This window comes from Methylobacillus arboreus (genome assembly GCF_020532725.1).
Taxonomy (GTDB): Bacteria; Pseudomonadota; Gammaproteobacteria; order Burkholderiales; family Methylophilaceae; genus Methylobacillus; species Methylobacillus arboreus.
Genome location: NZ_JAJAVC010000006.1, coordinates 748,049 through 760,747, shown reverse-complemented (window position 1 = coordinate 760,747; position 12,699 = coordinate 748,049). Strand labels below are relative to the sequence as shown.

The 12,699-nt window shown below is 53.1% G+C and carries 14 protein-coding genes; 13 read left to right on the top strand and 1 reads right to left on the bottom strand.

The window, feature by feature from the left end; translation table 11 throughout:
* Window positions 1-9 precede the first annotated feature (9 nt).
* Entirely contained in the window at window positions 10-1,020 is a 1,011-nt protein-coding gene (locus LG198_RS09520) for a choice-of-anchor A family protein (RefSeq protein ID WP_230342935.1), read from the bottom strand.
* Between the two features lie 310 nt (window positions 1,021-1,330).
* On the opposite strand from LG198_RS09520, the gene mnmG reads away from it, so the two are divergent.
* The 13 genes from mnmG (at window position 1,331) to LG198_RS09455 (ending at window position 12,638) form a co-directional block, all read left to right on the top strand.
* A complete protein-coding gene (mnmG, locus tag LG198_RS09515) occupies window positions 1,331-3,235 on the top strand; it encodes a tRNA uridine-5-carboxymethylaminomethyl(34) synthesis enzyme MnmG (RefSeq protein ID WP_230342934.1) in 1,905 nt (634 codons plus the stop codon).
* Window positions 3,232-3,855: a 16S rRNA (guanine(527)-N(7))-methyltransferase RsmG gene (gene rsmG / locus LG198_RS09510; protein ID WP_230342933.1), complete on the top strand. Its 624-nt coding sequence runs from the start codon at window positions 3,232-3,234 to the stop codon at window positions 3,853-3,855. The genes mnmG and rsmG overlap by 4 nt, the downstream gene beginning before the upstream one ends.
* 31 nt (window positions 3,856-3,886) lie before the next feature.
* Window positions 3,887-4,675, top strand: a complete 789-nt coding sequence (locus LG198_RS09505) for a ParA family protein (protein ID WP_268866826.1) — start codon at window positions 3,887-3,889, stop codon at window positions 4,673-4,675.
* An 8-nt stretch (window positions 4,676-4,683) separates the two neighbouring features.
* The gene (locus LG198_RS09500) at window positions 4,684-5,532 is read left to right on the top strand and encodes a ParB/RepB/Spo0J family partition protein (RefSeq protein ID WP_230342932.1); all 849 of its coding nucleotides are present in this window, start codon (window positions 4,684-4,686) and stop codon (window positions 5,530-5,532) included.
* Between the two features lie 121 nt (window positions 5,533-5,653).
* Window positions 5,654-6,040, top strand: a complete 387-nt coding sequence (locus LG198_RS09495) for an ATP synthase subunit I (protein ID WP_230342931.1) — start codon at window positions 5,654-5,656, stop codon at window positions 6,038-6,040.
* 11 nt (window positions 6,041-6,051) lie between these two features.
* On the top strand, window positions 6,052-6,855 hold the full coding sequence (gene atpB, locus LG198_RS09490; protein ID WP_230342930.1) for a F0F1 ATP synthase subunit A: 804 nt from the start codon (window positions 6,052-6,054) through the stop codon (window positions 6,853-6,855).
* A 42-nt stretch (window positions 6,856-6,897) separates the two neighbouring features.
* The gene (gene atpE / locus LG198_RS09485; protein ID WP_011480965.1) at window positions 6,898-7,170 is read left to right on the top strand and encodes a F0F1 ATP synthase subunit C; all 273 of its coding nucleotides are present in this window, start codon (window positions 6,898-6,900) and stop codon (window positions 7,168-7,170) included.
* 70 nt (window positions 7,171-7,240) lie between these two features.
* Complete coding sequence (locus LG198_RS09480; RefSeq protein WP_230342929.1) at window positions 7,241-7,711, top strand: F0F1 ATP synthase subunit B; 471 nt, start codon at window positions 7,241-7,243, stop codon at window positions 7,709-7,711.
* Between the two features lie 20 nt (window positions 7,712-7,731).
* Window positions 7,732-8,268 (top strand): F0F1 ATP synthase subunit delta, encoded by a 537-nt coding sequence (locus tag LG198_RS09475; protein ID WP_230342928.1) that lies wholly within the window; start codon window positions 7,732-7,734, stop codon window positions 8,266-8,268.
* Between the two features lie 9 nt (window positions 8,269-8,277).
* Window positions 8,278-9,819, top strand: coding sequence for a F0F1 ATP synthase subunit alpha (atpA, locus tag LG198_RS09470; protein WP_230342927.1), 1,542 nt, complete (start codon window positions 8,278-8,280; stop codon window positions 9,817-9,819).
* Between the two features lie 29 nt (window positions 9,820-9,848).
* A complete protein-coding gene (gene atpG / locus LG198_RS09465) occupies window positions 9,849-10,724 on the top strand; it encodes a F0F1 ATP synthase subunit gamma (RefSeq protein WP_230342926.1) in 876 nt (291 codons plus the stop codon).
* A 62-nt stretch (window positions 10,725-10,786) separates the two neighbouring features.
* Complete coding sequence (gene atpD, locus LG198_RS09460; RefSeq protein ID WP_230342925.1) at window positions 10,787-12,184, top strand: F0F1 ATP synthase subunit beta; 1,398 nt, start codon at window positions 10,787-10,789, stop codon at window positions 12,182-12,184.
* 28 nt (window positions 12,185-12,212) lie between these two features.
* Entirely contained in the window at window positions 12,213-12,638 is a 426-nt protein-coding gene (locus LG198_RS09455) for a F0F1 ATP synthase subunit epsilon (protein ID WP_230342924.1), read from the top strand.
* Window positions 12,639-12,699 lie beyond the last annotated feature (61 nt).

The window sequence follows — 12,699 nt, the reverse complement described above, 5'->3', positions numbered from 1 at the left end:
AATATAGCTTTACACGCGGCGGCGTGCGCCAAAAGCTAATAATCCCAGGCCAGCCAGGAACATCGCGTAGGTTGAAGGCTCTGGTACAGCGACTACCGGAATATCGCCAGTAAATCCGAACTGGTGAATCTGACCGCGCTGGGTGAGGTTTTGCACGTAAACATTACCTTCAATATCGGCCCAGTTGGTCAAATGCGCATCAACAGCCAGGATGGAGCCGCCAAATTGGCGTCCCAGGTCAACGGTTTCTGCGTTATAGAAATTCCAGATCACTTGGCTGGCAATTCGTTGCGCCGAACCACCGAGGAAATTGGCCGAAATATCAATATCCGTCAGGCTGGAATTGATGATGACGGTTGAAGCGCCGTTAAGGATAAAGTCAAATTCACCCGCGCCGAAGATGCTTAGTGCATCTATATCGCTAAGATTGAATACTGCCAAGCCGGTGCTGTCTGCGACTGCCGTGAAAGTCGCCTTGTTGCCGTTCAGGCTCACGCTGCTGGTGTTATCCAATTGGCTTAGATTGTAGGAAGTGCTGCTGAGCACATCATAAAAGTTAGTAGAGCTTGCAGCATCCAGGTTGGTTTGCAACTGTGCATTGGGTGCATCCAGCTTGCCGCCGTTGAAATTGATACCTGTAGTAACGCCTGCAACATAGCCAGGGCCATTCAGGTGGCCATTGTTGGCATTGCCCAGAACTGCAGTGCTGCCACCATTAACGCTGGAGTTATTGAGATTGCCGCCAATCACGGCGCCTTGTGCAAGCACCCTTGCATTATTGATGTTGCCTTGCACGGTGAGTCCCGCATAGTCGGAGGATGGCAAGGGACGGTGGACATATTCGCCGCCGTTGACATTGCCACCGACCCAGGCGCGGCCGTGCAAGTGCGAGGTTGAATCAATGTTGCCGAATACGACGGCATTGAATTGCTGAAAGGTCTGGTTGGCGTCAAGCGCAGCATGTGCGCTTGCGCTGAAGAAAGCCGTAGCTGCAATAGCCGGCAATACAAAAGCACGCATTAACATAGGTAATCCCCGATAAATTTAATTGACCGTAATGGCGACACTCAGATTCGGTGTCTATTTGTTTTCTATCAACATTGGCAATGCTGATTTGTATAGTGAAAATACCATATCGTGACTGCGCATTATATAGTCCAAATGGGTAGAATTCCCTCACAAAAACTCACAATACCGACGTGTTCCACGTGAAACACATATGAGGGCGGGATATTAAAAAAGCATGTTTCACGTGAAACATGCTGCATTCAAACTGACAGATGATGGGTTAATACAGTATCATTCGTATAATTCTATCTGAGTATTCTTCATGCAATATCCCGAGAAGTTTGACGTAATCGTTGTCGGCGGCGGCCATGCTGGAACGGAAGCGGCGCTAGCAAGTGCTCGCATGGGGCAGAAAACCCTATTGTTGACCCACAATATTGAAACGCTGGGGCAAATGTCCTGTAATCCGTCGATAGGCGGCATAGGTAAAGGGCATTTGGTCAAGGAAGTAGATGCGCTTGGCGGCGCCATGGCTGCGGCTACTGACGAAGGTGGCATTCAGTTCCGCATTCTCAATTCCAGCAAGGGCCCTGCCGTGCGCGCTACGCGGGCGCAGGCAGACCGGGTATTGTACAAGGCTGCAATTCGTCGTCGTCTTGAAAACCAGCCTAACCTGTGGCTGTTCCAGCAGGCAGTGGATGACATCATGCTCGATGGTGAGCGTGTTACCGGTGTAATAACACAACTGGGGCTAAAGTTTGAGGCCAAGGCGGTCGTGCTCACCGCCGGTACTTTTCTGGCTGGCTTGATCCACGTTGGCCTGGCCAATTACCAGGCCGGGCGTGCAGGCGATCCCCCTGCTGTGTCGCTTGCAGCGCGGTTGCGCGAGATCGGTTTGCCAGCCGGGCGGCTCAAGACGGGTACCCCGCCGCGCATCGACGGCCGCACTATCGACTACAGCGTCATGACTGAGCAACCTGGTGACACGCCAGTGCCGGTATTCTCCTATCTGGGCAGTGCCGATCAGCATCCTGCGCAACTGCCCTGCTGGATTACTTTCACCAATGAAAGAACACACGAGACCATCCGTAGCGGTCTTGATCGTTCGCCCATGTATACGGGTGTTATCGAAGGTGTCGGGCCGCGCTACTGCCCTTCGGTGGAAGACAAGATTCATCGTTTCGCGGACAAGGAATCGCACCAGATTTTCCTGGAGCCCGAGGGCCTGACTACCAACGAGGTTTACCCGAACGGTATTTCCACCAGCCTGCCATTCGATATCCAATACCAGTTGGTGCGCTCGATCAAAGGATTGGAGAACGCCCATATCCTGCGTCCAGGTTATGCCATTGAGTATGACTATTACGATCCGCGCGGCCTCAAGAGTTCTCTGGAAACCAAGACGGTACAGGGCTTGTTCTTTGCCGGCCAGATCAATGGCACGACAGGCTATGAAGAAGCGGCAGCGCAGGGTTTGCTCGCAGGGGCAAATGCCGGCTTGTACGCCCAGGAAAAAGACGCATGGTGGCCGAGCCGCGACCAGGCTTATCTCGGTGTGTTGGTGGACGACCTGATTACCCGCGGCGTCAGCGAGCCCTATCGTATGTTTACCAGCCGTGCCGAATACCGCTTGATGTTGCGCGAGGACAACGCAGATATGCGGCTGACCGAAGCTGGACGCAAGATCGGCCTGGTGGATGATGTGCGCTGGGAGGCTTTCGAGCGCAAACAGGAAGCGATTGAGCGCGAGCAGCAACGCTTGCGCCGGACCTTCATCCATCCGCAGCATGTGCCGGAAGAAACATTGCAGCGGGTATTTGGTAAGGTGCTGGAGCGCGAATACTCGATGTTCGAATTGTTGCGCCGTCCTGAAGTGAGTTATGAGGCATTGCTTACCCTGCCCCAGGCCGGCGATGGCGAGACGGATCCGCAAGTGCGCCAGCAACTGGAGATTGTTGCCAAGTACCAGGGATATATAGACCGCCAGGCAGAAGAAATCGAGCGCTCGAAAGGCAGCGAGCATTACAAATTGCCTTTGGACCTCGATTACAGCGAAGTACATGGCCTCTCGATAGAGGTGCAGCAAAAGCTCAACAAGCAAAAGCCGGAAACCATAGGCCAGGCAGGGCGTATTTCCGGCGTAACGCCTGCGGCGATTTCACTGTTGTTGGTGCATCTCAAGCGCAAGAACCGTAAAAACAATAGTGCGGCGGACCAAGTGGCATGAGTCTGCAGGCAAAGCTGGAAGCTGGCTTGCAGCAGTTGGGCATTGTTCTTCCGCAAGGCGCGATCGAAAAATTGCTGGCCTACCTTGCCCTGCTGGTGAAGTGGAACAAGGTGCATAACCTCACCGCCGTGCGCGATCCTGAGGAGATGGTGACGCTGCATCTGCTGGATAGTTTGTCCGTGCTGCCGCATGTGCCTGCTGGCAGGTTGCTGGATGTTGGCAGCGGTGCTGGATTGCCAGGCATTGTCCTGGCGATCTGTCGGCCTGACTTGCAAGTGACGACGATTGATGCGGTGCAGAAAAAGGCCAGCTTTATGCGCCAGGCCAAGGCCGAATTGCAGATAGACAATTTGCAGGTAGTGGCAGGACGCGTCGAGCAGCTCAAGCCGGAGCAGCCTTTTGACAGTGTAATCTCGCGGGCGTTTTCCGAGATTGCGCTGTTTATCAAGCTGACGCGGCACCTGATTGCCGAAGATGGCATATGGCTGGCGATGAAAGGGCAGATGCCAAATGAAGAACTGGAAGCGGTCGCGCTCAAGCCTTCAAGGATTGAAGTTTTGACGGTTCCCGGGCTTGATGCGCAGCGGCACCTGGTTTTCTTGCCGGTGCGGCAGCTTTGATGAATTCAACACTAGTGGGATGACTTAAATCATGAGGATTCTGGCAATTACCAATCAAAAAGGCGGAGTGGGCAAGACCACCACTTGCGTCAACCTGGCGGCCAGCCTGGCGGCGACCAAACGCAAGGTGCTGGTGATCGACCTTGATCCGCAGGGCAATGCTACGACCGGCTGCGGCATAGACAAATCCAGCATGAAGCACACTATCTACCACGTGTTGATCGGTGAAAAAAGCCTGCGAGAGGTGATGCAGCGTTCTGAGCAGGGACGTTTCGACGTGGTGCCGGCCAACCGTGAGCTGGCAGGCGCAGAAGTTGAGCTGGTCAACGAGTTTGCGCGAGAAACCCGTTTGAAGACGGCGTTGGCGGAGTTGGATAATGCCTATGATTATATCTTGATAGATTGCCCCCCTGCCCTCAACCTGACTACGGTCAATGCATTGACTGCTGCCCATGCCGTCATGATTCCCATGCAGTGTGAATATTATGCGCTTGAAGGGTTGTCTGACCTGGTGAACACCATAAAGAAAGTGCGCGCTCACTTAAACCCAAGCCTTGAAATCGAGGGCTTGCTACGCACGCTTTTTGATAATCGCAATACTCTGGCGCAACAGGTTTCCAATGAGTTGGCGCAACATTTTGGCGACAAGGTGTACCGCACGGTGATTCCTCGTAACATCCGGCTGGCCGAGGCCCCCAGTTATGGTGTGCCGGTGTTGTTGCACGACAAGGCCTCCAAGGGGGCGCAAGCTTACCTCGCGCTTGCAGGGGAAATCATCAATCGGCATATCGTCAGTAATCGGCAAGTTGCAGCAAATTAGGAGTCAGGATGGTTAAGTTGAAAGGTTTGGGGCGAGGCTTGGATGCCCTGCTGGCAGGTGATGTAGAAAGCGTTTCGGCAGACGATACGCCCAATACGCTTAAGATTGGCCAGTTGCAGCCAGGCAAATATCAGCCGCGTACCCATATGGATCAGGCGTCTTTGGCAAGCCTGGCGGACTCCATCCGCGCCCAGGGCATCATGCAGCCTATTCTGGTGCGCAAGGTGTCCGGTGATCAATATGAAATCATTGCTGGCGAGCGCCGCTGGCGTGCTTCCCAGTTGGCAGGGCTTGCAGAAGTGCCGGTATTGGTGCGTGAGATTCCGGATGAATCCGCGCTCGCGATGGCGTTGATCGAGAATATCCAGCGTGAGAACCTCAATCCCCTGGAAGAGGCGCAGGGCATCCAACGCCTGATCAATGAATTCAATATGACGCATCAAGCCGCTGCCGAAGCAGTGGGCCGTTCGCGCAGCGTGGTTACCAATCTGCTTAGATTGCAGAATTTGAATAAAAACGTGCAGGATATGCTCATGCAGGGACAGCTGGATATGGGGCATGCGCGTGCCCTTTTATCTTTGCCTGATGCCAAACAGATCATGGCTGCCGAACAGATCGCACAAAAACAGCTTTCTGTGCGTGAGGCAGAAAAATTAGTAAAACAGTTAAGTGCTGAGCCTCAGCAAAAAACTGCCAAGGCTGTAGATAGGGATGTATTGCGCTTGCAAGAGGACTTATCTGAACTGTTGGGCGCTGAAGTGGAAATCCGTGCGGGTAGCAAGGGTGCGGGGCAGGTCAAGATTCATTATGCGAGCCTTGATCAGCTGGATGAGTTAATTCAGCGGTTTAAAAGGTGAAAATAGCAATTTCAGCTTGACTTGAGCCTGATTTAACAACAAAATCTCGGGTTTTCACGGGTAGGGCAAATGTGCTCGGCTGGCTTTTGCCCGGAATTTGTGAAAAACAGGGAAATCAAGCATGGATGAACTACTAGCGAAAATGATCAAGCGGCAAGTATTTGCCACGCTGGTAGTGTCAATACTTGCCTTTGTCGTGCTTAACCAGTATGGCGTTGGTCTGCATGGCGCCTTGTCTGCGCTGGCAGGTGGCGGTTCTGCCATCCTGGGCGGACTGGCTGCCAGGATGAAGCTGCAAAATAAGACAGCAACAGCAGGCGCGGGTTCCGTATTGGTCAATATTTTGATCGCCGAGGCGATCAAGATTGCAGTGATCGCAATTACCCTGCTTTTGGTATTCAATTTTTACAGCAAGCTGATCCCGATTGCACTGATTGCGGGGTTGGCCGCGGCAGCCATCATGTCTGGGGCTGCAATTTTTGCAATTAATGAGAAAAACAACGCTTAAGGTTTGATGTTATGGCGACAGGTCAATTAACTCCTTCGGAATATATCCAGCACCACCTCTCCTTCAATCAGAAGAGTGTTGGTGATGGCAGTTTTTGGGTGTTACACGTTGATACCCTGGTGATGTCGGCCTTGCTCGGTATTGTCGTATTCGGCCTCTTGTGGTGGGTGGTGCGTGGCGCTACTGCCGGGGTGCCTACCAAGCGTCAGGCTTTTGTTGAGCTGCTGATCGAGTTTATTGATAACCAGGTCAAAAGCATTTTTCATGGCAACCGCCATGCCTTTATAGCACCGTTGGCCCTGACCGTGTTTGTCTGGGTCCTGGTGATGAACGCGATGGACTTCCTGCCAATCGACATCATGGCGATCGTTTATGGCTGGCTAGGCCTGCACGAATGGCGCAGCGTGCCCACTTCTGATATCAACGCCACCTTTGCGCTGGCGCTGGCGGTCTGGTTGCTGATGATTTTCTTCAGCATCAAGGTCAAGGGTCTGGGTGGCTGGATACATGAGCTCTTCTGTTCGCCCTTTGGCAGCAACCCGCTGGTGTGGCCTGCCAACTTTGCCTTCAACCTGATTGAGTACATCTCCAAGCCTCTTTCACACTCCTTGCGTCTGTTTGGCAATATGTACGCAGGTGAAATCATTTTCCTGCTGCTCGGTATGTGGGCGGCAACCGGTCTGGCCGGCACCTTCTTCGGTGCATTGCTGGGCGCTGGCTGGGCGATCTTCCATATCCTGATCGTCTGTCTGCAGGCATTCATTTTCATGATGCTCACGGTTGTCTACATTTCCATGGCGCACGAAAGCCACTAATCAATTTTTATCGTTAACTCTCTAAAGCCGAAAGGAAATTAAATGGAGAATTTGCAATTGTTGGCCATGATTCAAGCTTACACCGGTGTTGGTATCGGTTTGATCATCGGTCTGGGTGCAGCTGGTGCCTGTATCGGTATTGGTATCATGTGTGCAAGCTTCCTGGATGGCGCAGCCCGTCAACCAGAACTGATCCCTGCCCTGCAAGGTAAGGTATTCCTGCTGTTGGGTCTGATCGATGCTTCCTTCATTATCGGTGTTGGTCTGGCTATGATGTTCGCCTTTGCAAACCCATTGCTGAGCGTAGTTGCTTAACTGAAATCTAGCGTTGAATTTAAGTGATCGAACTTAAAAACAAACTGGATTTAACGGCTCGGGAGCAAATATGAATATCAACCTGACACTGATTGCGCAGGCTATCTCATTTGCCATTCTGATCTGGTTTACCACAAAGTTTGTGTGGCCATATCTCCTGAATGCGATTGAGACTCGCCAGAAAACCATTGCGGATGGTCTGGCTGCGGCTGAACGCGGTAAGCAGGAGCTTGACGTGGCAACCCAGCGTTCTGCTGAAGTTGTTAACGATGCCAAGCAAAAAGCAACTTCCATCATTGCGCAGGCTGAAAAGCGTGCCAGCGAGATCGTGGAAGAAGCCAAGGCAAATGCCAAGACAGAAGGCGATCGAATCATTGCCGGTGCCAAGGCAGAAATTGATCAGGAAGTAAATCGCGCCAAGGAAGGCCTGCGTCAGCAAGTATCTACGCTGGCAATTGCCGGTGCGGAAAAGATCCTGCGCAAGGAAATCGATGCCAAGGCGCATGCTGACCTGTTGACCAGCATCGCAAACGAGCTCTAAGGAAGGAACAGGAGCACGATATGGCTGAAGCGATCACCATTGCAAGACCTTACGCGGTAGCGGTTTACTGTTTGGCTAAGGAAAAAAATGCGCTGGCGGACTGGTCGCAATTGCTCGAATTTGCCGCAGCTGTTGCGGCGGATGAGCAAATGCGGGCGTTTATTGACAACCCCAAGGTTGACGCGGCTGATTTGGAGCGGGTTTTCCTCTCCGTTGCTGGAGACAAGCTCAACGAGGCAGGTGTAAACCTGGTCAAGTTGCTGGTGGAATACGGTCGCCTGTCCATCCTGCCAGAAATTGCCGCTGCATTTGAAGACTTGAAAGCACAGGAAGAAGGCGTGCTGGAAGCTGAGATTACAGCCGCTACCAAGCCCAGCGATGCTGAGTTTGCTGCTATCGTGAAGCGCCTGGAAACCAAGTTCGGTAAAAAGGTTGAAGCAAGCGTTAAAGTGGATCCGGAAATTATTGGCGGAATCAAAATTGTAGTCGGCGATACGGTCATTGACGCTTCAGTCCGTGGCCAATTGCAAGAGTTGGCCTACACGCTGAAAGGTTAGGAAAAAGTAATGCAATTATCCACATCAGAAATCAGTGAACTGATTAAGAGCAGATTAGAGAATTTCTCCACCAGTGCTGAAGCGCGTACCCAGGGTACCGTGATTTCAGTGACTGATGGTATCGTTCGTATCCATGGCCTGTCCAACGTGATGGCTGGCGAAATGATCGAGTTCCCGGGCAATATCTACGGCTTGGCGCTGAACCTGGAGCGTGACTCCGTGGGTGCCGTGATCCTGGGCGACTATGAAAACATCACTGAAGGCGACATTGTCAAGTGCACCGGCAAGATCCTGGAAGTGCCGGTCGGTCCCGAACTGGTTGGCCGCGTGGTGAACGCACTGGGCCAGCCTATTGACGGCAAGGGTCCAATCAACGCCAAGCTGACAGACAAGATTGAAAAGGTGGCGCCTGGCGTTATCGCGCGTAAGTCGGTTTCCCAGCCAGTGCAAACCGGTATCAAGGCGATTGACTCCATGGTGCCGGTTGGCCGTGGTCAACGTGAGTTGATCATTGGTGACCGTCAGACTGGCAAGACTGCGGTAGCCGTTGATGCGATCATCAACCAGAAGGGTCAGAACATGACCTGTATCTACGTTGCGATCGGCCAAAAGGCTTCTACTATCGCCAACGTGGTACGCAAGCTGGAAGAGCATGGCGCGTTGGAATACACCATTGTGGTTGCCGCTTCTGCTTCCGATCCTGCCGCTCTGCAGTTCCTGGCGCCTTACGCCGGTTGTACCATGGGTGAATACTTCCGTGACCGTGGTCAGGATGCATTGATCGTTTACGATGACTTGACCAAGCAGGCTTGGGCATATCGTCAGATTTCCCTGTTGCTGCGTCGTCCACCAGGCCGCGAAGCTTATCCAGGCGACGTGTTCTACATCCACTCCCGTCTGCTCGAGCGTGCAGCGCGTGTAAGCGAAGACTATGTCGAGAAGTTCACCAATGGTGAAGTGAAGGGCAAAACCGGTTCCCTGACTGCATTGCCGATTATTGAGACGGCTGCAGGCGACGTGTCCGCATTCGTTCCAACCAACGTGATTTCGATTACCGATGGCCAGATCTTCCTGGAAACAGACTTGTTCAACGCCGGTATCCGCCCTGCGATCAACGCCGGTATTTCGGTATCCCGCGTAGGTGGTGCTGCTCAGACCAAGGTGATCAAGAAGCTGGGTGGCGGTGTCCGTCTGGCATTGGCCCAGTATCGTGAACTGGCTGCATTTGCCCAGTTTGCATCCGATCTGGACGAAGTGACCCGCAAGCAGCTGGATCGTGGCCGTCTGGTGACCGAGCTCATGAAGCAAGCGCAATATGCGCCATTGTCTACATCCGACATGGCAGTGACATTGCTTGCCGCCAACAAGGGTTTCTTTGACGATGTGCCAGTTGCACGTGCATTGGCATTCGAATCTGCCCTGCACTCCTTCCTCAAGTCCAAGTACAAGAGCATCCTGGACAAGATCGACAGCACCAACGACCTTGGTGGTGACGACGAGAAGGCCCTGGAAGCGGCAATTCAGGACTTCAAGGCAACCAACGCGTACTAAGCTTAAAGTACAGACAGGCAGACTAGACAATGGCTGGTAGCAAAGAGATACGTAGCAAGATCAAGAGCGTTGAAAACACGCGCAAGATCACCAAGGCGATGGAAATGGTGGCGGCTTCCAAGATGCGCAAGGCGCAAGAGCGCATGCGTATGGCCCGTCCTTATGCGGAGAAGATTCGCAATGTGACGGCCCACCTGTCGCAGGCCAATGCCGAATACAAGCACCCTTTTATCGTCAAGCGCGAGAAGGTGGCTAACGTCGGCTTGATCGTCGTGAGTTCGGACAAAGGCTTGTGCGGTGGCTTGAACACTAATGTCCTTCGCTTGTCGCTCAATCAGATGAATGCATGGGAAAAAGAAGGCAAGAAGATTGCCGTCAGCGCGATCGGCAACAAGGGGTTCACTTATCTGAACCGCGTCAATGCCGATGTGAAATCCCATGTCACTGGTCTTGGCGATACGCCAAACCTGGAAAAGCTGATCGGCAGCATCAAGGTCATGCTGGATGCCTACATCGCTGGTGAGATTGATCAGCTGCATATCTCTTATACCCGTTTCATCAATACCATGAAGCAGGAAGCCGTTATCGAGCAGCTGCTGCCGTTGTCTGATGACAAGCTGGATACTACCAACAAGACAGCCACAGGCCCTTGGGATTATATCTACGAGCCCGATGCCAAGGTCGTTATTGATGAACTGATGACGCGGTATATTGAGTCGATTGTTTATCACGCTGTTGCCGAGAACATGGCGTCTGAGCAAAGCGCCCGCATGGTCGCGATGAAGGCTGCTTCGGACAATGCGAAGACGGTGATTGGCGAGTTGAAGCTGGTGTACAACAAGGCGCGCCAGGCTGCAATTACCAAGGAAATTTCAGAGATTGTCGGTGGCGCGGCGGCTGTCTAGTCGTGCTGAAATGTAGCTTAGATAAAGCTCGAAGAATTTAAGTATAGATTGAGGATACCAAGATGAGTCAAGGTAAGGTTGTTCAATGTATTGGTGCCGTGGTTGACGTTGAGTTCCCACGTGACCAGCTGCCCAAGGTATATGACGCACTGATCCTGGATGAAGAAACATCCACGGCAGAAGCAGGTTTGACCCTGGAAGTGCAACAGCAACTGGGCGATGGCGTAGTGCGCGCGATTGCCATGGGTTCCAGCGATGGTCTTTCCCGCGGCATGAAGGTAAAGAACACTGGTAACCAGATCCAGGTGCCAGTGGGTCACGGCACCCTAGGCCGCATCATGGACGTGCTGGGCCGCCCGATTGACGACGCTGGCCCGATTGAGGCTGACGAACATCGTTCCATTCACCAGAAGGCACCAAGCTTTGAAGAGCTTTCCCCTTCCGTTGATCTGCTCGAAACCGGCATCAAGGTGATTGACCTGGTCTGTCCGTTTGCCAAGGGCGGTAAGGTCGGCCTATTCGGTGGCGCCGGTGTAGGCAAGACCGTGAACATGATGGAACTGATCAACAACATCGCCAAGCAGCACGCCGGTTTGTCCGTGTTCGCCGGTGTGGGTGAGCGTACCCGTGAAGGTAACGACTTCTACCACGAAATGAAGGACTCCAACGTTCTCGACAAGGTAGGCATGGTGTTCGGTCAGATGAATGAGCCGCCAGGCAACCGTCTGCGCGTGGCATTATCCGGCCTGACCATGGCCGAGAAATTCCGTGACGAAGGCCGTGACATCCTGTTCTTCGTGGATAACATCTACCGTTACACGCTGGCTGGTACCGAAGTATCCGCGCTGTTGGGCCGTATGCCTTCTGCTGTGGGTTACCAGCCTACCCTGGCTGAAGAAATGGGCCGCTTGCAAGAGCGTATTACCTCCACCAAGACCGGTTCGATTACTTCGATCCAGGCCGTTTACGTGCCTGCGGATGACTTGACCGACCCATCTCCAGCGACTACCTTCTTGCACCTGGATTCTACCGTTGTGCTGTCTCGTGACATTGCATCGCTGGGTATCTACCCCGCGGTTGATCCACTGGATTCTACTTCCCGTCAACTGGATCCACTGGTGGTTGGTGAAGAGCACTACAGCGTGGCACGCTCCGTGCAGTCGACACTGCAGCGCTACAAGGAACTGCGCGACATCATCGCGATTCTGGGCATGGACGAGCTGTCCCCAGAAGACAAGCTGGCTGTGGCCCGTGCGCGTAAGATCCAGCGCTTCCTGTCCCAACCGTTCCACGTTGCTGAAGTGTTTACCGGCGCGCCTGGCAAGTACGTGACCCTGAAGGACACCATCAAGGGCTTCAAGGCTATCGTCGCTGGCGAATACGATCACCTGCCAGAACAAGCGTTCTACATGGTTGGCGCGATCGAAGAAGCGGTTGAAAAGGCAAAGACCCTTAACTAAACCCTGTCAAAGGTAAGGATAGGACGATATGGCATCAACAATACACCTGGACGTGGTTAGCGCGGAAGAGTCCATTTTCTCGGGCGAGGCAGAGTTTGTTGCTGCGCCTGCGAAATTGGGTGAAGTGGGTATTTATCCCAACCATGCGCCACTGATCACGACAATTAAGCCAGGCGTGCTGCGCGTCAAGGTTGCCGATAGCGGTGAAGAACAGGCGATCTACATTTCCGGCGGCTTGCTGGAAGTGCAGCCTGGCGTGATTACCGTGCTGGCCGATACTGCGATCCGTGGCCATGACCTGGATGAAGCCAAGGCGATCGAAGCCAAGCGTGTTGCTGAGGAGACATTGAGGAACAATGCTTCAGGCGTGGATTACGCGCGTGCGCAGGCTGAATTGTCGGAGGCGCTGGCACAATTGCAGACTATCGAGCAATTGCGCAAGACAACGCACTAAACCTGCAAAACCATACAAGAAGGCAGCCAAAAGGCTGCCTTTTTTATTTATACTTCCAGTT

Bases quoted from the DNA above. Each gene is read 5' to 3' on its own strand.
- atpA (WP_230342927.1), top strand. From the start codon at position 8,278: ATGCAATTATCCACATCAGAAATCAGTGAACTGATTAAGAGCAGATTA.
- LG198_RS09475 (WP_230342928.1), top strand. From the start codon at position 7,732: ATGGCTGAAGCGATCACCATTGCAAGACCTTACGCGGTAGCGGTTTAC.
- LG198_RS09505 (WP_268866826.1), top strand. From the start codon at position 3,887: ATGAGGATTCTGGCAATTACCAATCAAAAAGGCGGAGTGGGCAAGACC.
- LG198_RS09520 (WP_230342935.1), bottom strand. From the start codon at position 1,020: ATGCGTGCTTTTGTATTGCCGGCTATTGCAGCTACGGCTTTCTTCAGC.
- LG198_RS09495 (WP_230342931.1), top strand. From the start codon at position 5,654: ATGGATGAACTACTAGCGAAAATGATCAAGCGGCAAGTATTTGCCACG.
- atpD (WP_230342925.1), top strand. From the start codon at position 10,787: ATGAGTCAAGGTAAGGTTGTTCAATGTATTGGTGCCGTGGTTGACGTT.
- LG198_RS09455 (WP_230342924.1), top strand. From the start codon at position 12,213: ATGGCATCAACAATACACCTGGACGTGGTTAGCGCGGAAGAGTCCATT.
- atpB (WP_230342930.1), top strand. From the start codon at position 6,052: ATGGCGACAGGTCAATTAACTCCTTCGGAATATATCCAGCACCACCTC.
- atpG (WP_230342926.1), top strand. From the start codon at position 9,849: ATGGCTGGTAGCAAAGAGATACGTAGCAAGATCAAGAGCGTTGAAAAC.
- rsmG (WP_230342933.1), top strand. From the start codon at position 3,232: ATGAGTCTGCAGGCAAAGCTGGAAGCTGGCTTGCAGCAGTTGGGCATT.
- LG198_RS09500 (WP_230342932.1), top strand. From the start codon at position 4,684: ATGGTTAAGTTGAAAGGTTTGGGGCGAGGCTTGGATGCCCTGCTGGCA.
- mnmG (WP_230342934.1), top strand. From the start codon at position 1,331: ATGCAATATCCCGAGAAGTTTGACGTAATCGTTGTCGGCGGCGGCCAT.
- LG198_RS09480 (WP_230342929.1), top strand. From the start codon at position 7,241: ATGAATATCAACCTGACACTGATTGCGCAGGCTATCTCATTTGCCATT.
- atpE (WP_011480965.1), top strand. From the start codon at position 6,898: ATGGAGAATTTGCAATTGTTGGCCATGATTCAAGCTTACACCGGTGTT.